This is a genomic window from uncultured Lactobacillus sp. (assembly GCF_947367085.1).
Taxonomy (GTDB): domain Bacteria; phylum Bacillota; class Bacilli; order Lactobacillales; family Lactobacillaceae; genus Lactobacillus.
On record NZ_CANBCP010000017.1, the window covers coordinates 1 to 17,891 of the forward strand.

Annotated in this window: 18 protein-coding genes; 3 read left to right on the forward strand and 15 right to left on the reverse strand. The window is 34.6% G+C overall.

Annotated features, from left to right (window positions below):
- Positions 1 to 79 precede the first annotated feature (79 nt).
- The 10 genes from pgsA to Q0Y70_RS04385 form a co-directional block, all read right to left on the reverse strand.
- Positions 80 to 640, reverse strand: a complete 561-nt coding sequence (gene pgsA, locus Q0Y70_RS04340; RefSeq protein WP_297817206.1) for a CDP-diacylglycerol--glycerol-3-phosphate 3-phosphatidyltransferase — start codon at positions 638 to 640, stop codon at positions 80 to 82.
- 2 nt (positions 641 to 642) lie between these two features.
- Positions 643 to 1,785: a RodZ domain-containing protein gene (locus tag Q0Y70_RS04345; RefSeq protein ID WP_297817209.1), complete on the reverse strand. Its 1,143-nt coding sequence runs from the start codon at positions 1,783 to 1,785 to the stop codon at positions 643 to 645.
- A 55-nt stretch (positions 1,786 to 1,840) separates the two neighbouring features.
- Positions 1,841 to 2,569 carry an elongation factor P 5-aminopentanone reductase gene (locus Q0Y70_RS04350; RefSeq protein ID WP_297817212.1) on the reverse strand — a complete coding sequence of 243 codons (729 nt, stop codon included), beginning with the start codon at positions 2,567 to 2,569 and terminating at the stop codon, positions 1,841 to 1,843.
- The gene (locus Q0Y70_RS04355; RefSeq protein ID WP_297817216.1) at positions 2,566 to 3,804 is read right to left on the reverse strand and encodes a pitrilysin family protein; all 1,239 of its coding nucleotides are present in this window, start codon (positions 3,802 to 3,804) and stop codon (positions 2,566 to 2,568) included. Before Q0Y70_RS04355 ends, Q0Y70_RS04350 begins: the two co-directional genes overlap by 4 nt.
- Positions 3,801 to 5,015: a pitrilysin family protein gene (locus Q0Y70_RS04360; RefSeq protein ID WP_297817218.1), complete on the reverse strand. Its 1,215-nt coding sequence runs from the start codon at positions 5,013 to 5,015 to the stop codon at positions 3,801 to 3,803. Before Q0Y70_RS04360 ends, Q0Y70_RS04355 begins: the two co-directional genes overlap by 4 nt.
- A complete protein-coding gene (locus tag Q0Y70_RS04365) occupies positions 5,008 to 7,470 on the reverse strand; it encodes a DNA translocase FtsK (RefSeq protein ID WP_297817221.1) in 2,463 nt (820 codons plus the stop codon). The genes Q0Y70_RS04360 and Q0Y70_RS04365 overlap by 8 nt, the downstream gene beginning before the upstream one ends.
- Before the next feature lie 12 nt (positions 7,471 to 7,482).
- Positions 7,483 to 7,926 carry a DUF1149 family protein gene (locus Q0Y70_RS04370; RefSeq protein ID WP_297817224.1) on the reverse strand — a complete coding sequence of 148 codons (444 nt, stop codon included), beginning with the start codon at positions 7,924 to 7,926 and terminating at the stop codon, positions 7,483 to 7,485.
- A gap of 2 nt (positions 7,927 to 7,928) precedes the next feature.
- Positions 7,929 to 8,483, reverse strand: a complete 555-nt coding sequence (locus Q0Y70_RS04375; RefSeq protein WP_297817227.1) for a tRNA (cytidine(34)-2'-O)-methyltransferase — start codon at positions 8,481 to 8,483, stop codon at positions 7,929 to 7,931.
- 72 nt (positions 8,484 to 8,555) lie between these two features.
- Entirely contained in the window at positions 8,556 to 9,752 is a 1,197-nt protein-coding gene (locus Q0Y70_RS04380; protein ID WP_297817229.1) for an AI-2E family transporter, read from the reverse strand.
- On the reverse strand, positions 9,752 to 10,144 hold the full coding sequence (locus Q0Y70_RS04385) for a PTS glucitol/sorbitol transporter subunit IIA (protein WP_297817232.1): 393 nt from the start codon (positions 10,142 to 10,144) through the stop codon (positions 9,752 to 9,754). The genes Q0Y70_RS04380 and Q0Y70_RS04385 overlap by 1 nt, the downstream gene beginning before the upstream one ends.
- 142 nt (positions 10,145 to 10,286) lie before the next feature.
- Between Q0Y70_RS04385 and Q0Y70_RS04390 the strand changes: the two genes are divergently transcribed.
- Positions 10,287 to 11,315: a lactonase family protein gene (locus tag Q0Y70_RS04390; RefSeq protein ID WP_297817235.1), complete on the forward strand. Its 1,029-nt coding sequence runs from the start codon at positions 10,287 to 10,289 to the stop codon at positions 11,313 to 11,315.
- A gap of 82 nt (positions 11,316 to 11,397) precedes the next feature.
- Here the strand turns inward: Q0Y70_RS04390 and Q0Y70_RS04395 are convergent, their stop codons facing one another.
- The 4 genes from Q0Y70_RS04395 to Q0Y70_RS04410 all read right to left on the reverse strand — a co-directional run bounded on the left by Q0Y70_RS04395 (position 11,398) and on the right by Q0Y70_RS04410 (position 15,608).
- Positions 11,398 to 13,173, reverse strand: coding sequence for an oleate hydratase (locus Q0Y70_RS04395; RefSeq protein WP_297817238.1), 1,776 nt, complete (start codon positions 13,171 to 13,173; stop codon positions 11,398 to 11,400).
- 106 nt (positions 13,174 to 13,279) lie between these two features.
- Positions 13,280 to 14,173 (reverse strand): RluA family pseudouridine synthase, encoded by an 894-nt coding sequence (locus Q0Y70_RS04400; RefSeq protein ID WP_297817241.1) that lies wholly within the window; start codon positions 14,171 to 14,173, stop codon positions 13,280 to 13,282.
- Entirely contained in the window at positions 14,173 to 14,982 is an 810-nt protein-coding gene (locus Q0Y70_RS04405; RefSeq protein WP_297817245.1) for an NAD kinase, read from the reverse strand. Before Q0Y70_RS04405 ends, Q0Y70_RS04400 begins: the two co-directional genes overlap by 1 nt.
- Positions 14,982 to 15,608 (reverse strand): GTP pyrophosphokinase family protein, encoded by a 627-nt coding sequence (locus Q0Y70_RS04410; protein ID WP_297817248.1) that lies wholly within the window; start codon positions 15,606 to 15,608, stop codon positions 14,982 to 14,984. Before Q0Y70_RS04410 ends, Q0Y70_RS04405 begins: the two co-directional genes overlap by 1 nt.
- Positions 15,609 to 15,685: 77 nt before the next feature.
- On the opposite strand from Q0Y70_RS04410, the gene Q0Y70_RS04415 reads away from it, so the two are divergent.
- Together Q0Y70_RS04415 and Q0Y70_RS04420 are read left to right on the forward strand one after the other, a co-directional pair.
- Positions 15,686 to 16,309, forward strand: a complete 624-nt coding sequence (locus Q0Y70_RS04415) for a CYTH domain-containing protein (protein ID WP_297817251.1) — start codon at positions 15,686 to 15,688, stop codon at positions 16,307 to 16,309.
- Between the two features lie 78 nt (positions 16,310 to 16,387).
- Positions 16,388 to 16,996: a DsbA family protein gene (locus Q0Y70_RS04420; RefSeq protein WP_297817254.1), complete on the forward strand. Its 609-nt coding sequence runs from the start codon at positions 16,388 to 16,390 to the stop codon at positions 16,994 to 16,996.
- A gap of 29 nt (positions 16,997 to 17,025) precedes the next feature.
- Here Q0Y70_RS04420 and Q0Y70_RS04425 read toward each other — a convergent pair whose 3' ends face one another.
- Positions 17,026 to 17,877 (reverse strand): competence protein CoiA, encoded by an 852-nt coding sequence (locus Q0Y70_RS04425; protein WP_297817257.1) that lies wholly within the window; start codon positions 17,875 to 17,877, stop codon positions 17,026 to 17,028.
- Positions 17,878 to 17,891 lie beyond the last annotated feature (14 nt).

The following is a 17,891-nucleotide window of genomic DNA, read 5'->3' on the forward strand; positions in this document are numbered from 1 at the left end:
ACACTCTTAATTACTCTAAAACTAGTACTTTTTATTTTTAAAATAAAAAAATAAAAGAAGCAATCGCTTCTTTTATTAATTACATAGATCCTTTAAATACACCGCCACTTTGCTTGAAGTAATCGTAACCTGAATAGATAGTAAAAATAAGTGCTAAATATAATAAAATCGTACCAATATAGTAAATGTCGCCAATCAATAAAAAGATAATTGATAGCATTTGGCAGGTAGTTTTTATTTTCCCGGGCATTTTTGCTGCTAGTACTTGACCCTTATTTTCTGCCAAAATTAATCTAAGACCTGTTACAGCTAATTCACGACAGACGATAATCGCAATAACCCAAGCTGGGGCTAATTTTAATTGAACTAAAAAAATAAACGCAGTCATGGTCAACATTTTATCTGCCAGAGGATCTGCAAATTTACCAAAATTAGTAACTAAATTACGAGCTCTTGCAATATGTCCATCAAGCCAATCCGTAGCAGATGCGACTGCGAATACAATAGCTGCACTGACTAATTTCCAATATATGGTAAAGCCTGCCACATCAACATGAGAGTTACCCCCAAAGATAACAATCAACATGAAGACTGGGATCAGAAGAATTCTAAAACAGGTTAATTTATTTGGCAAATTCATTATTATCTACTTTGACCTCCATTGTTTTGCGCACCGCTGTTAGCACTAGATTGTGTATTAGTAGACTGCGTTTGATTAGATGAAGCTTGATTATTTGCAGCGCTATTTTGATTAGTATTAGTCTGTGTATTTTGAGTTTGGCTTTGAACTGGGCGCTGAGTGCTTTGTGTTTGACTAGTTCTATTTTGGCTTGATTGAGTATTAACTTGGCTATTAGTATTAGCGCTATTAGTGGTATTTGCTGAGTAATTATTAGTTTGAGTATTAGTATTTACAGTAGGATTATTTGTAGTACTTGTTTGCTTGAGAGCGCCGAAAACAAAGCTGACGCTCAATGGAACATTTGGATTATTAGCATTGTGTACTTGAACTTTTTTACCTGCTAAAGTCAACTTAGTTGACACACTATTACCGAAGTTTACATGGACATTCTTAACATCCCTGCTCAAGGTAATTCTGTGTTCACTATTAGCTTGTAAAGTTCCTGACCATCTAACTTGGCCATCAACAGTTACTTGTGCCCAAGTGGATGTCGCACCAGTTTCAAGTTTCAAATCACGATCGCTTGCTTTCTTGAAGTCAAGAACGCGATATCTGTTTTCACCAAGCTTTTCAATTCTAACTTTAGAAGTTTTGGTCTTACGAAGGGCCTTCTTTTTCTTTGAGGAAGAAGATTCAGATGAGGATGAAACAGTCACATTATCTGCTTGATTTGCCGATTGTTGATTTGAACCTGGAGCAAAAAAGTGTGCATATACTAAATAAACAACAAAAATTACTAAAAATACGCCGATTACTGCTGCAGCTTTTGGTAAATAAGCCTTCCAAAGACCCTTTTTATTTCTAGTGGTTCTTCTTATTTCTTCACTTTTATTATCGATAGAATTTTCTACGTATTCCTCAGGCTTGGATTCTGGAACCTCTGAGTGAAAATCATTTAATAATTCATTTCCATTCAATCCAACTACTTGCGCATATTGCTTAATAAATGCACGTACGTAGAAATCTCCTGGTAATTGATCAAAATCATTATTTTCTAGAGCAGTAAGGTAGCGTCTTTGAATCTTGGTAATCTTTTCTACATCTTCAATAGACATACCCTTTGCTTTTCTAGCACTACGTAATTTATCTCCGATATCTGCCATAATAACCTCTCACTTTTTGCATAATCAAATATGAGTATACCAAAATCAATGGTACTTAAACAAGCCAACCGCCATCAATATAGATAGTTTGTCCCGTTAAATAGTCCGCCTGATTAGATAAAAGAGCCTTGACCCAATAAGAAACATCGCTTGCATTTGCCAGCCGGCCTGCAGGAATCTCACTTTTTACCTGCTCTAAAATATCATCACTAAATATCTTATTCATCGGTGTATCAACTGCACCAGGAGCTAGCACATTAACTGTCAAATGACTAGAAGCAACCTCACGACTATAGCCCTTACAAAAAGCACTCAAGCCACCTTTAGATGCACTGTAAACTGCTTCAAGAGCACTTGCTTGTTTACCATAAACTGAACCTAAAAAGATGATGCGACTATGATCATAGTTTAAAAGCATCTCCTCTAAGTAAGAAACAATTTTGATTGGAGCAGTCAAATTAACTTTCAGTATTTTATCAATCATTTCTGGATCTTGGTCTTTTAAAAAGCTATAATCAGTAATTCCTTGAGCAAAGATCAAAGCATTCACTGGAAAAATATTGTTCAGCTTATCTTTAATTACCTCACTAGAATCCAAAAATGATACTTTCAAAGTAAAAAAATCTTGTTGCGGATAAGCATGACTAAATTCTTCTTGCATTTGCTCAGCAAACTTTTTTTGTTTGTCATAATGTAAATACAATGACCAGCCCTCTTTAGCTAAGTCAGTTGCAATAGCTTGCCCAATACCACCGGTTGCTCCAAATATTAATGCTCGTTTCATTGTTTATCTCTTTTATTTTTTTCTAGGATAGTTGTAAATATATCACTTTGTCTAATAATACTTTTAACAAACAAGTAAAATTCACTAAAACTTAAGGTTTGCAAAAATTGAAATACTTCATCCATTGATTCATGATCTAAATTAAGTTCGGCTTGTTCAATAGCAACGCTATCAATATCATTTAACTGGCGCAAATACTTTGCTAAAAACAGCTTTTTTTGCCTCTCAAATTCTTTCTCGGTAATTTCTATATTCGTTAATTCTTTCTTTATATCAGCTAGTAAGTTCTCGGGCTGATTAGAAACTCCATTCATAATAATAAAATTACCCTGTCTAGTGTAAGTTACACTATAGGCAAGTGGTGAATGTAAAATATCAGCTTTTTGTTCCAATTCAAACCAGCTACTACTTGAACTAAAACAACTTGCAAGCATCATTTCTAACAAAATTTGTGCATCCAAATCTGAAAAACCAAATTTTTCAAATTCTGGCATACGTATGCCCAAGCCTACTTGACTAATTGACACATCATCATTTATGACTTGATGCATTTCTTTTCTTGGATACACTTTCTTTATTACTTCTTTTGGCTTTTTTTGGCTTGTAAAATATTTAGCTTGTAATTTGTTAATTTGCGTAAACATCTTCTTAACTTGATAATCAGAGAAATCGCCACAAGCTACCAAAGACAAGTTTTGAGCATAATAGTGATTCTTATAGATCTCAAGCAATGTTTCACTATCCATTTGGTCAATCGAAGCATGTGTTCCAGTAAGATCTTGTGCCAAATTCGTTTTAGGAAACATACGTGTTAATAAAGAATGATTAACTTTCCATTCTGGATCATCTTGATACATTGCCAATTCTTGATTAATAATATTTTTTTCTTTATTAACATTGTCTTCAGTAAAGTAAGTAGTCCCCGCTAATTCAAAGAGTAGTTCCAAAACTTTAGACCAGTGATCGACAAAACTTGCATAGAACATTGTCTCGTTATATGTCGTGAAAGCATTACTTTCACACCCTAATTCATCAAGTTTTAAAGAGATATCACCATCTTTTTTTGCAAACAATTTATGCTCTAAAAAGTGCGCGCCTCCACACAATTTTTGATCATCAGAGCCGCCAAAATCAACAATGATTCCCATAAATTTCTTTTTGAAATATGGTTTTCGGATAATTTGCGCCTCAAAACCTGATTTAAATGTTTTTTTGATTACTTCTAATTTTTTCATTCTAAACAATAGCTTTCATTTAAAAAGAGTGCCTGACTGAATTCAACCATGTTTTGCACTGTTAGTTTATCAACCATTGTTATTCGATCTTTCAAACTAACTTCTTGACCTTTAAGTGCATTGGACAACAGCAATAAAATCTGTCTATCAGGACTATCTTGCCCGACAACATAAATTTTTTTGGTCTTTTGCTTAGCTTTCTTAAAAAGTTGCTCGTCAACTTTATTTTGACTGACCAGCTTAACTTGCTCTTCAATCTCTTTTTTGACTGCTTCAACTTTTGACTTTTCAATACCGGCATTTATTAAAAATAATGAATTGTTCAAATAATTGGCGGCATCAATTGCATAAGCTGCGCCTAATTTTTCTCGAACATTAACAAATAATTTTGAAGATTCATCACCAGCTAAATAATTACTAAAAACTAATCCTGAAAACTGACGGATTTTTAATGGTAATTGATAATCATAGCCATAACCTAATAACAGTTGAGTTTGTTCACTATTTTTTTGCTGAATTTCTTCTATCGGAGCATAGTGGGCCGGAATTGAAAGATTTTTTGTTTCAAAAGGAGCTGAGCATCCTGCCCAATCTAGTTCTGGCTGCACTAAATCTGTCAATAAATCCGGATCTTGAGCAATACCTACGCATACTGTAGGACAGGATAATAATTTGTGAACAAACTCTTTAATATCTGTCAAGCTGCAATTCTTTAAAGTCTCTGGATCTCCAAAAGTACTATTTTGCCAATCAGGAGTTTTGCGATACCAATAATTGAAAAATTTTTCATAAGCATAATTTTCTGGAACATCTAAGAACTGTTTCTTTTCGGCAATAATTCTCTCTTTGGCAGCATGAAGCAATGGATCAGCTAATAAAGGATTTTTAATAATATCAAAATAGGTCCTAACAATTGTTCGATAATTATAATCCGGATCTAAAACCTCACGTGGCTCAACAAAACTTGTGACATAAAACATTAAAATCTGACTACCAAATACCTCGGGCACTACAGTTAACTGCATATCATATAGTTCTTCTAAAGTCTTGGCTTGTAAACTAACGCCCGGATAAGGTGTACTAGCCATGTTTTGCATAGCCGCTAAAATATTCGCATACGCTAAGTTTTTCTTATTTAGAGGCATACGTAAAAAACAGCCAAAAGTGGCTGTTGTAAATTTTAAATTGTGCTCAATTTGAATATTAGCCATTATTTTCTCCTTGTTTTTCTGGAGGTACTAAAACTTGTCTCGGCTTTGAACCTTCAGAAGGACCGACAATTCCTTTTGCTTCCATTTCATCCACAATTCTTGCAGCTCTATTATAACCAATTCTAAAGCGGCGTTGCAGCATTGAGACACTCGCAGATTGCTGTTTTCTAACTAAAGCAACTGCTTGATCATAAAATTCATCATCCGGCTCCTCATCAATAGCATTAGAAGCACTTGTATCCTGAGCTGAAGGAATCATATCTTCGTTATAATCGGCTTCTTGCTGCTGTTTTACCCAATCAACAACTTTTTCAACCTCATCAACTGAGATATATGCACCTTGAATACGCTCAGGTTTTGCTGCACCAATTGGCAAGAAAAGCATATCTCCACGTCCTAGAAGTTTTTCTGCACCTACTTGATCTAAAATAGTTCTCGAGTCTACACCACTAGAAACTGCGAAGGAAATTCGTGAAGGTACGTTGGCCTTAATCAAACCAGTAATAACATCAACACTTGGTCTTTGAGTTGCTAAAATCATATGAATCCCTGCAGCACGAGCCATCTGAGCTAAACGAACAATCGCATCTTCAACATCATGGCCGGCAACCATCATCAAATCACTCAGCTCATCAACAATTACCACCACATATGGTAATCTTTCCATAACTGGTTTTGACTTATCAGCATTGTTTTCATCAACTTTTTGGTTAAATTCAGTAATGTTTCTGACACTTGAAGCTGCAAATAACTTATAACGTCTTTCCATTTCTTTAACAGCTTTACGCAAGGCATTTGCAGCGAGTTTCGCATCAGTCACTACGGGGATTAACAAATGAGGAACGCCATTATAAACAGATAATTCCACCATCTTAGGGTCGATCAATACTAATTTAACTTCTTGAGGATCTGACTTCATTAAAATGGAAGTAATGATCGTGTTAATCGCTACTGATTTACCAGAGCCTGTTGATCCAGCAATTAACAAGTGCGGCATTTTTCTGAGATCCGCAGAAATAGTCGTGCCTGTAACGTCTTTGCCCAAAGGAACTGCCAAATCTTGACTTTTAGATTTAGTGTCTTGATGAAGCATTACATCTTTAAAAGAAACCGCAGATGTTGTCTTATTCGGTACTTCAATTCCAATCAATGGCTTACCAGGAATTGGAGCTTCAATACGAATATCTTTGGCTGCCAATGCTAGTGCTAAGTCATCGGCCAAGTTAACAATACGACTTACCTTAACTCCCACAGCTGGTTGTACTTCATAACGTGTAACAGTTGGACCAAGTACAGCCTTTTTCACATTTACTTTGACACCAAAACTATTAAATGTCGATTCCAAGACTTGGGTGTTTTTTTGAATTAATTGACGATCTTGACTTTGATCCACAGGCTTAATTGGATTAAGCAAATTCATTGGTGGCTTGACATAATGCTTATTTTTAGCAGTAGAAGTCATCTTGCTTTCTAAATCTCCGTGATCGACGTTAGAAAGCTCTTGCCTAATTTTATTGTCATCATCAGAAAAAGAGTGAGACTTCGGTAAATCTTCACTTTCTTTTGAATGACTAACTTCAACTTTAGGTTCTAAATCTGCTGGATCATCTTCAACAGCTGGCGTACTTTCCTGAATTGGAATTGCAGTATATTCAACATCATCTTCTGGCTCAGCTGTAGTTGGTGCAGGAGTTGATTGCTTGACATTCTCAGTTGCCCGCGTAGAAAAATCATCAGTATTTGGAAAGGGATCCTCGCTTTTTTCTAAGGGGTCAGTCAATCTTTCACGATTTGAGGCTTTTTTTTCAGCATGCTTTTCAACTAAATCAGTATATTTAGTCTTTAATGCATCACCTGCATCTTTGTTTTTTTCAATAAACAATTGAGAAAAATTCCGAAACTTTTCAACCACGTCTTTAAACTTAATATTTAAAATCATGGCAATTCCAATGATGATAGCAACTATTGCCAAAAATCGAGCACCAACATTGCTAAATAATGGAAAAACCAATTGATATAATGCAGTTCCTAAGATTCCTCCACCAATTGAACCAGTATTTTGGCCACGGCTAAATTCAGCTCCAATAGTAGTCAGAAAGCTATCCACAAAGCCATGGTTAATCATCATATTAGAATAATAAGTGCTGCTCTGCCATAAAGCTAACCCAAAATAACTTAATACTAAACCTGATACTTTTTTCCAGCCTAAGTGCGGTGGTTGGTTATAAATTACCATCACTAAGCCAAAGATCCCAGTCAAAACAGACGCTAAGTAATGACTGTCTCCTACAAAAAATCGGAAACAATTAATTAACTGACGACTAAAAATTCCAAAACGCAAGCATGAGAAAATTGCTAGCAAAAGCAAAATAAGCCCTGCGATTACCCAGGACATATCTTGCTTTTGTTTTTTTGTACTCTTTCTTTTTTTGCTTCGCTTTTTTCTTTTAGGCATTAGCAAACCTTCCTAATTTTCGTCATTGTTGTTATCTTTATCTCTATTTTTCAACAATTCATCAAAGTTAGACTTAAAGTTTAAGTTAACTGGTTGATCTAAGGTGATTTGGGTGATTTCGTAAGTTAAAGTTTCAATTTCTTCAACTAACGGACGAGAAAGCAATTGATAATCAGTGGGGTTTAAATCGTCACCCTTACCAAAATAGCCAATTAATTGGACCACTTGAGTAATTAAACCCGAAACAGTAAACATCCCCGGAGCTGGCGCAACTGCAAATGGCACTCCAACTTCAAAATATTTACCTTCCTCGCTTTCAGGCATTTGCTTTCCATTTTCATCATTTTGAACAACTTCACGAATAGAAACAGTAACATCACTTTTCACTTTTTGTTCTTCGTTAATATCATAGTGAAAGTTTCTAACAATGATTGGGGTCATTTTCTTAAAGTCCATGATTATTCTCCTAAATTTCTTTCATATCTGCCAGGACGATAGTAGTTATCTTTTAACTTATCATTTTCATAATGATGGCTAGTTTCTAAGCCAGGAAATCCTTGCTGACGCAAAGCTTCCAGCAAAACCATCGCAACAGAATTAGATAAGTTATAACAACGAATATTATCTGACATCGGAATACGTAAATTGCGATCATAATATTCTCTCATAAAGGTCTCCGGTAAACCAGTAGTTTCTTTACCAAACACAAAATAATAATCTTTCTTAGGATCAGTATAGTCTACTTGAGCGTAATTTTTTGAAGAAAACTTAGAAATCAAATACATTTCATCATTCGGTCCTAGAGTTTTTAAAAAAGCTTCTAAGTCGTCATGCAGACGAAGGTCAACTTTATCCCAATAATCTAAACCAGCACGTTTCATTTTTTTATTGTCAATTTGAAAACCCAGTGGCTCAATTAAATCTAAAACTGTATTTGTTCCTGCACAAGTTCTAGCAATATTACCAGTATTGGCAGGCATTAAAGGTTCAAATAATACTACATGATTAGTCATAAATTAACTCCTTGTAAAAAAACGTAGTACCTGTTAATGGTCAAGTACCACGTTTATTTGTCTAATACAATTCTACTCTTTAGTGAGTGTTTTATCATCATTATCTGGCTCATTTTCAAATTCATCTTCATACAGATGTGAAATAGTTCGATAATAATTGAAAACTCTAGTCACAATAATTTTAATCACAGCATAAACTGGGATCGCAAAAATAACTCCCCACAAACCAGAAACAGCACTTGCACCGATCAAAAGCAAAATAGTTGTCACTGGATTCATATTCATCTTATTCCCCATAACTAGTGGTGAAACTACACGTCCTTCGATGGTCTGCTCGATCATAAAGACGATAGCTACCTTAAAGAGCATAAACGGAGAATCCATAATCGCCAAAATCACAACTGGAATCATTGAAATGAAAGTACCAAAATATGGGATCATATTCAAAAATCCAGCTAAAACGGCCAAAGTTAGGCCATAATTTAAACCAATAATTGAATACCCAATTGCAAACATCACTCCAACCCAGAAGGCAACAGTAATTTGACCTCTGATGTAGGAAGATAGTGCATAGTTAATATCATGCAGCAAACTAGCAAAAGATGGCTTTAATTTATTAGGTGCAAATTTTGTTAAATATGGATTTAAACGATGCCCGTCTTTCAACATAAAAAATAAGACAAATGGTGCGGTTAACAATGTCATAAAGATCATCGTCACAACATTGACAGCAGATGACAAATTATTAATTGCTAAATTGACACTATCTTGACCATTTTTAAAAATCTTACTTTGAGCATCAGCAACTGCATCATTAATATTGCTGCGTACGCTGTTTAAACGAGGATCATGAAGTAAATGATTAACAGAATTTTGGGCATCGCGCCAATAATCTGGCCAATTTTTGATCAGAGATTCGGTTTGTTTTTGAACAACTGGAACAAGTGAGTTGATAATCCAGATCAATAATCCTAAAACTAGAACAAACAAGACAATGATCGTTACTAGACGCGGAACCTTAAATTTTCGCTCCAAAAAATCAACGACTGGATTCATTAAGTAATACTGAATCGCAGCCACCAAAATTGGTGGTAAGATTGCATTAAAAAAGGTCCAGAAGGGATTCAGTACAAAAGAAATTTTGTTAAAGACAAATATAATTAAAAAGAAAAGTAACAGATTTAATAAGACGATGCTAAATCGATTATCTAAGAACCATCTTACAAAGATATTGTCTCTATACCGATTTTCATGCTTCTTATCTTCCATCAGTTCATCTCGCTCCCATGAATATATTCAATTTCATCCCCACTTACAAAGTTAGGAATCTTTTCTTCATCCATCTTTTGCAAGTATATGGCATTCTTCATTAGTTTTTGTGGCGTTTGATCAATGAAAACCAGCGTGGCGTGTCCCATATCTTTCATATCTGTAGTCACCAAACTACCTACACCAATTGCTTCATAAAAGCGCGAATTAATTTTTATTTGGTCGCCCTTTTCAAAAACAAAATTATCGAGTGAATGATCAGTATCAAATTTTTGAATTACAGACACGTTTTTTAGTTCATCAGTTGCATTATCACCAAACATAATAATGATATTTTCACGCGGATCAATTGCCTGCTTTCCAACTTCTAGAATCTTAGCTTTCCATTTCATTTTAAATTCTCCTTAGCTAGATTTTATCATTAATAACACCTTAATAGCTAACCTTGACTAAATAATTTTTAGTAAGTGAACTATGCTATACTTTAATCGATTAAGAAAAAAGATTTAACTTATATATCCGAGGAGGTTATCTATGAATATTTTATTTGGTGGGTATACTAGCCATGAATCTAAAGGGATCTATGAAGGAAAAATCGATCTAAACTCTCAAGCTCCCGAAGTAAAAGATGTCAAAAATGTTATAAAGATCGATCGTCCAACTTATTTTGCAGCTGATCCAGAAAAAAAGTTACTATTTTCAATTGCTGAAGAATCAGATCAAGCTGGTATCGCCTCTTTTCATAAAGAATCTGGTAAATATGAAAAAGTTGATACCTATCTACATCAAGGAGCTGCTCCTTGCTATGTTGGAATCGATACTACAAAACAATTAATTTACACTGCAAACTATCACTTAGCTACCTTAAGCGTATTCAGCTATGATGACGATGGTCATCTTAAATTCATCACAAGTGCTAAGCATACTGGCTCAGGTCCGCGTCCTGAACAAGACTCAGCTCATGTTCACTTTTTTGATGAAACTCCGGGTGGCCATTTGGTTTCCTGTGACTTAGGGATTGACGCGGTTGATTTTTATGATTTGAAGGACAATCAATTAGTTCATTTAGCACGCTATCAAATGGAAAAAGGCTTTGGCACTCGTCATATTGTATTTTCCAACGATGGTAAGTTTATGTTTATTGTGGGTGAATTGTCCAGCCAAATTAATGTTGCCAAATTAAATGAAGATAGTTGGGAATTTGAGAATATTGCAACTTATAAAACGATTCCTGAAGATTTCACTGAACATAATGGAGCTGCTGCAATTTTAATCTCTAAAGATAATAAATTTATCTACGTTACTAACCGTGGAAATGATTCAATTGCAGTCTTCAAGATTTTAAATGACGGTCATTTATATTTAGTTCAAAGAATTTCTGTTTTTGGATCATTCCCAAGAGACTTTAACTGGGACCCTAAGCAAAATTACCTAGTTTGTGCAAATCAAAACACTAGCAATGCTGCTTTATATCGTCGCAATAATGAAGACGGAACTTTAACTCCTATTCAAAAAGATATTTTAGCTCCAGAAGCAACCAGAGTGTTATTTACCAATATGTAAAACCTTACTTACAACAAAAATACCTATCGCAGCGCGATAGGTATTTTTTCATCCGTCCAAATAAATTGTTACAAAAATTATCCTAAATTAAGTTTGCCTCTTGGAGCAATTCTTCAAGCCACGTTCCTTTAATCTTCTTCATACCAGCTTTAATAGCTAGTTTTTCTGGAAGTGCTACATCTTGATTCTCAAGTTTCTTTTTATCTGACATGTAGTACATTGCTCTAAGCAGTTGTCGAATATCATATACAGAATCAAAGACTTCCGGAACACCACGATCAACATTTAAAAGCGTATAAACAGCTTCCATTGCAGTTCTCACTGAATATTCAGTGGTAAATACCGTATCACGAGTTGGGCTTTCTGCAAAGTTACCAATAAAGGCTAGGTTCTTTGAACCTTCTGGAACAACTGCAGGCCGATCTCCGTCATGCCGTGGCATAAAGTAGCTAGTGATATATGGCATGTAAACAGGAACTGTGTTCATATATTTTTCAGAAGACAAATTCTTAATCTCACTGTCTGGTACACCTAGGTGGTAAAGAAGCTCTTGAGCAATTTCTTGACCAGTACATTCGGTCACTTTCTTGTGAACATAATTACCTTCAGTATCTGAATATAATGCATAAATCCAAATAACAGTTTCGTCAGGTTTTTGAGACTTAAAGTGTGGCTGTCTATGAATAGTAAAACTCAAGCACCAGTTAGAGTCCGTAATTGTTACAATACCACCAGTATTGACCTTGCCATCATAAAGTGAACGTTTAGTTAAACGTTCAAAATATGGTGCTAAAGTCTTATCCTTTAAAGTTGTCGTTGCAGAAACAAACCATGAGCGTTCAGGTAAATTTTCACTAAATACTTCTGGATGACCAAAAGCTGGATCTTGTTTTGCCAGATTCTCCCATAATTTCCATGAGCTTCCCTTTGCATGAGTAATTGGAGCAGGAGTATTTTGATTACCATAAGTTGAACTTTCGGTGATTGAACCATTAGTAACAAATACAATATCATCACTAGTTAAGTTAATTTCACTTGATTTACCATCTTTTTCAATCAGGATCTTCTTAGCAACCTTTTTATCACCTGAGCTATCAACGATGACATTTTGAACATGAACGCCATATTCGATTTTAACTCCATGATCCTTTAAATACTTCAAAACTGGCTTAACCATTGATTCATACTGGTTATATTTATTAAACTTTAAAGCAGTAAAATCAGGTAGCCCATCAATGTGGTGGATAAACCGCATGCAGTAGCGACGCATTTCAGCTAATGAATGCCATTTTTCAAAGGCAAACATTGTTGACCAATACGTCCAAAAGTTAGTATTAAAGAATTCAGGTGAGAACCACTCTTCAATGGTTTTACCTTGAATTTCGCTTTCTGGAGTCAAAATCAATTTAACTATCTCATTAGCGTGCTTGTCCAATTGATATTTACCATCACTTGGCAAACGATCTCCACGATTATGAATTAAGCGACAATTTGATGAGTTAGGATCATCTTTATCAAGCCAATAATATTCGTCTAAGTATGATGCTCCTGGTATTTCAAGACTTGGAATTGAACGATACATATCCCATAAACATTCAAAGTGGTTTTCCATCTCACGACCACCGCGAACTACAAAACCAGCATTTGGACGATCAGTTCCATCAAGTGAACCACCTGCAACAGGCAATTCTTCTAAGATATGAATCTTCTCACCTTTCATCTTAGCGTCTCGAATCAAAAATACAGCAGCAGCTAAGCCAGCTAATCCACTCCCAACAATATAAGCAGATTTTTTATCTACTCCAGCCGGTTTGCGAGTGTCAGCAAAAGCTTCGTAGTTTCCATTTGAATAGTACATTAAAGACTCCTCTTTTCTATATTAAGATAGAAATAAAACTCAACTTAATTGTATGTAAACCGCTTTCAAATGTCAATTATTCTAAAGAAATTTATCAAGTTATTAATTATTCGTAATGGCTCAATTTTTTCCACAGCTGTTTCATATCTAGCGGGTCTTCAATTTCAACTTTAACTTTCTTATCAGTAAAAGGATCTTGATATTCAAGTAAAAAGCAGTTCAAAGCTTGTCGCATAAAGTTATCATCAATTCCATACAGTGGATCTCCAAACAAAGGATGCTGTAAAGCTTGCATATGAACGCGAATTTGGTGCGTTCTTCCTGTAAGTAAACGCAATTGGACTAAACTTGCTCCATCGACTTGCTCTAAAACTTTATACTCTGTAATTGCCCTTTGACCGCTCTGTACAATATAACGTTTAACGGTGCTATCTTTTTTGCCAATTGGCAGATCAATTTTTCCACTTAGTTCATTTTCTGCAAAATTGCCATGAACAATCGCATGATATTTTTTTATTAATTGATCTTTATTCAATTTACTAAACCGATCATGAGCGACAGAATTTTTCCCGATTAAAACTAAGCCCGACGTATCTTTATCTAAGCGAGTTATAACATGCGGTTTAGTGGTCAAATTTTGACTTTTGAAATAATAAAGCAAGCGATTAACCAGAGCACTGTCATCTTCATACCGTGATGGAATTGATAACACTCCTGCTGGCTTATTCACAATTAAATAATCTTTTTCTTCTTTGACGATATTAACAGGTAAATTAGTTGGTTTTAAAAACTCATTTTCTTTTTCATTACCCAAAATAAAAATGACCTCGTCATTCTTTTTAAGTAAATACTTACTATATCGTCTTTTATGGTTAACTAACATCATCCCGCCATGATGACGGCAATTGATTATTGCCCGGTGAGAAAAACCATTTTTTAACAAAAAACGCCCCAGTTGCTGGGGTGTCTCGTTTTCAAAAATCATCTTAAAATACTGCATTATACCTTCCGATCATGTCCAATAAAGGCATCTTCAACACGATTCCAAAAATGAGTATGTTGATACTTATCAAACCTAATTACATGTTGCGAAATACGATATTCGATCTTTTTGATATGTTTGTGATTAAATTCATAACCATCATAAGTAACAACATAGTGATCATCATTGCCGGTTTCTGGTTTGATAGTTATCCATTCATCTGGAGCAATAACAATTGGTGAAGATAAAGTTCTAAAAACCCGATTATTGATTGAAGCAATTTCTGTCATTTGCAGAGCCTTTAAGCGTGGGTGAATCACTGCTCCTCCTAACGACTTACTATAAGCAGTCGACCCAGTTGGAGTAGATACACAAAGTCCATCGCCTTTAAAGCTTTCAAAAAATTGATCACGAATATAAACATCTGCTTTCAAGGTTTTAGAAACTTTCTTAATAGTTGCTTCGTTTAAAGCAAGTAGCTTCTTTTTTTCGTCATTACCCGTAGTAATAATTAACTCTAAAAGTGGATAAGAGGCACTCGAAGGTTGCTTTTTAGTTAAACTGTCAACTAATTTACCAATCTCAAAATTTCGCCAATCAGTATAAAAACCCAAGTGTCCAGTGTGAATCCCAATAAATCTAATTTGATCAATCAAATTAACGTATTTATGAAAAGCTGAAATTAAAGTTCCATCCCCACCTACTGTTAATACAACATCCGGATTTTCTGGATCCAATTCAATCTTTCTACTAGCCAATAATTTTTCTAAATTTTTAACTACCGCTTGAGTCTCAATACGGTCGTTACCTACAATTGCGACTTTCATTATTGTTCTTTTCCCTTTGTTCTAGTAAAAATCCGCTGTGCTTCTTGGACTTCATCTTTAATTGATGACATCTCTTCATCCAGTTTATAAGCTGCTTCAGCAGTTGTTTTTAACCGTTGAGATATATCTTCTGGATATTGTCCTTTATATTTATAATTCAACGTATGCTCAACTGTAGCCCAAAAGTTCATTGCTAAAGTTCTAATCTGAATTTCAGCGATAATCTTTTTAGGTCCTTCTGGCAAGAAGACAGAATATTCAATTACCATATGATATGATCGATACCCTGATGGTTTTGCATTTTGAATGTAATCTCTTTCTTCTACCACTTGCATGTCTTGACGCTCGTGAATCAGATCAACTACTCGATAAATATCATCAACAAACTGACACATTATTCGAATACCGGCAATATCTTGCATATCAGTCTCGATAACATCTTGCGATATTACTCGACGTTTCATTTTTTCTTTAATTGAATCAACCGTTTTAACACGACCAACTACAAATTCTATCGGTGAATGCTCGCCTTTATTCAAAAAGCTCTGACGTAATGAGCGAAATTTTACTTTTAGCTCAGAAACCGCTTCTTGATAGGGCCAAAGAAATAAATCCCAATCTTGCATCAGTAATATCCTTTCCGTTTCAAACAAAATTATTCTACCATATAGATAGACAGCAAATTCAAATTGGAGGTTAAATTATGACAAAAAATATTGAAATTGAGTCCAAAACTCTACTTACCCAAGATACATACGAGAAGATGGTAAACGCATTTACCAAGAAATCAGAATATATTCAGCAAAACTTTTATTTTGATACTCCTAATTTAGATCTAGCAAATAATGAATCCAGTGTCCGAATCAGAGTTTATGTGGAACATGCTGAACAGACTTTGAAGGCTAAAGAAAAAGATCCAAAGCAAGATAAATTCCATGAAGTTATCGAAATTAATGATCTGCTTCCTTTAGCTCAAGCTGAGCAAATGGTCCACGCTGCTCAAGATGGTGAACACTTTACTTTTGGCGGCGATGTTGGTGAATATCTCAACAAGCATTTTGATAAACAAGTTGTTAATACACTAGAATTAAGAACATGGAGTAAAACTCGCCGAATTATGGCCGATGGACCTGATAAATGTGATTTAACACTTGATATGACCGAGTATGAAGATGGCTTTGTTGATTTTGAGCTTGAAATCGAAAATGATGATCCAAGTTTAATCAAAAAAGTACTTGGTGAGTTAGAAAAACAGTTTAATTTCAAATCAACACATGAAAATACTAATCAAAATAAAGTTGAAAGAGCATATACTCACTCAAAGTAAGCAAATCATTTAACATTTTTGATCGTTTCTGATAAAGTATGTATGGATTATTCTTGGACTTACATGGGAGGAAATAAGATGTACGAGATCTTCTTCTTTGTGAATCCGATTGGCATTAACTGCTATGAAAGTGAACAAGCTATCATCAATGCAATCGATGATTCTCAGAAAAAAGTCGACTATCATTTTATTCCGATGGCAAATATGACTACAATCCGTAATGATATTAAGGCTCGTAAGCTACCAACTTGTGATCTTGATTTATTTAACAGAATTAGTCGTAATACCTTTAATGCAATTAAAGACTATCACGCTGTCAAGTTAATGAAAGGGAATAAATTAGCTAGACAGTTTCTCTTAAAATTGCAATCGGAAATTAATGATAATCATAATTCATATTCAAAACAGTTAGTCGATCAGATTCTCGATGATTTAAACGTTAAAAAAGAAAGTTTTATCAAAACCAGAGAAACTAAATATACTTTACTTTCAATGGAAAAAGATTTACAGCTGGCTAAACAGTTCAAAGTTGAAACAACCCCAACCACTTTTATCTATAATTATGATGAAGTAGATAATAATTTTATGATTGAGGGGAAAGTCACTAAAGAAGCTGTATCTGCTGCTTTAAATACTCCAGTTCATGAAAAAGAGTATGGAACGAATAGTAGTTTACATGTAATTTAAAAGAGATGCCTAATGGCATCTCTTTTTTGTCATGCTTTCAAATATTTTAGTATGGCAATTTTTTCCAGCGGCGTTCGATAGTTAACAAACAATTCTAACGGTAAATCGTCTATCGTTTTACCTCTTTCATATAAAAGCTGTCCTACTTGCAAGCCCAATTTAGTCTTTTCTTTTAATTGTTTTGCCAAATAATAATACTGTTTGTGATAATCACAGATACTCTTTCTCTGATTCAAATTGGGTTTAAATGAAAAAAAGTTTTTGATCCCTTTTTCATCCAAAGAAAATCTTTCTTGTAAATACGAAACGCGCGGTTTAATTGCTTCTAAGCGAACATCATATTTTAATCTAATTTCTAAATTATGAGGATCAATTTCTAGATAGTACCATTTCCACGCTTTAGAATAGCGAAAAAACATTTTTTGTGTCTTTTTCAATTTTCCCTTTAAATAGTGTCTCTTGCCAACTAGCCAGATATCCTTAATCTTGATTTGCTGATATAAATGATGACGATGCTCATACTCTTCATCGCTTAACGGCGCACACTGAATTTCAAAAGCCAATTTTGAATTAACCAAAATGTCTGCTCTTAGCTGCTGATTTGCTAAAGCAATTTCGACTTGAGCTGGAAAGCCGTTAGCTACCAAGGCACTACAAAGCAAGTTTTTGCTTCGCTGATGTTCATCTTTTTCTCCTTGACCAGTAATTAAATGAATGTGCTTGAAAAAAGGCATTTTTTGTTGAGAAATTACTAACATCACTCGATGATTACAAGATGGACAGCGATAATTATCCTCGTTTAATCTTTTTTGTCTTTGATAAACTAAATTCGCCTCGCTAACTGCTAATACCAAATTTTGTTTTAATAATGCTGCATACAATTTTTGCACCCATT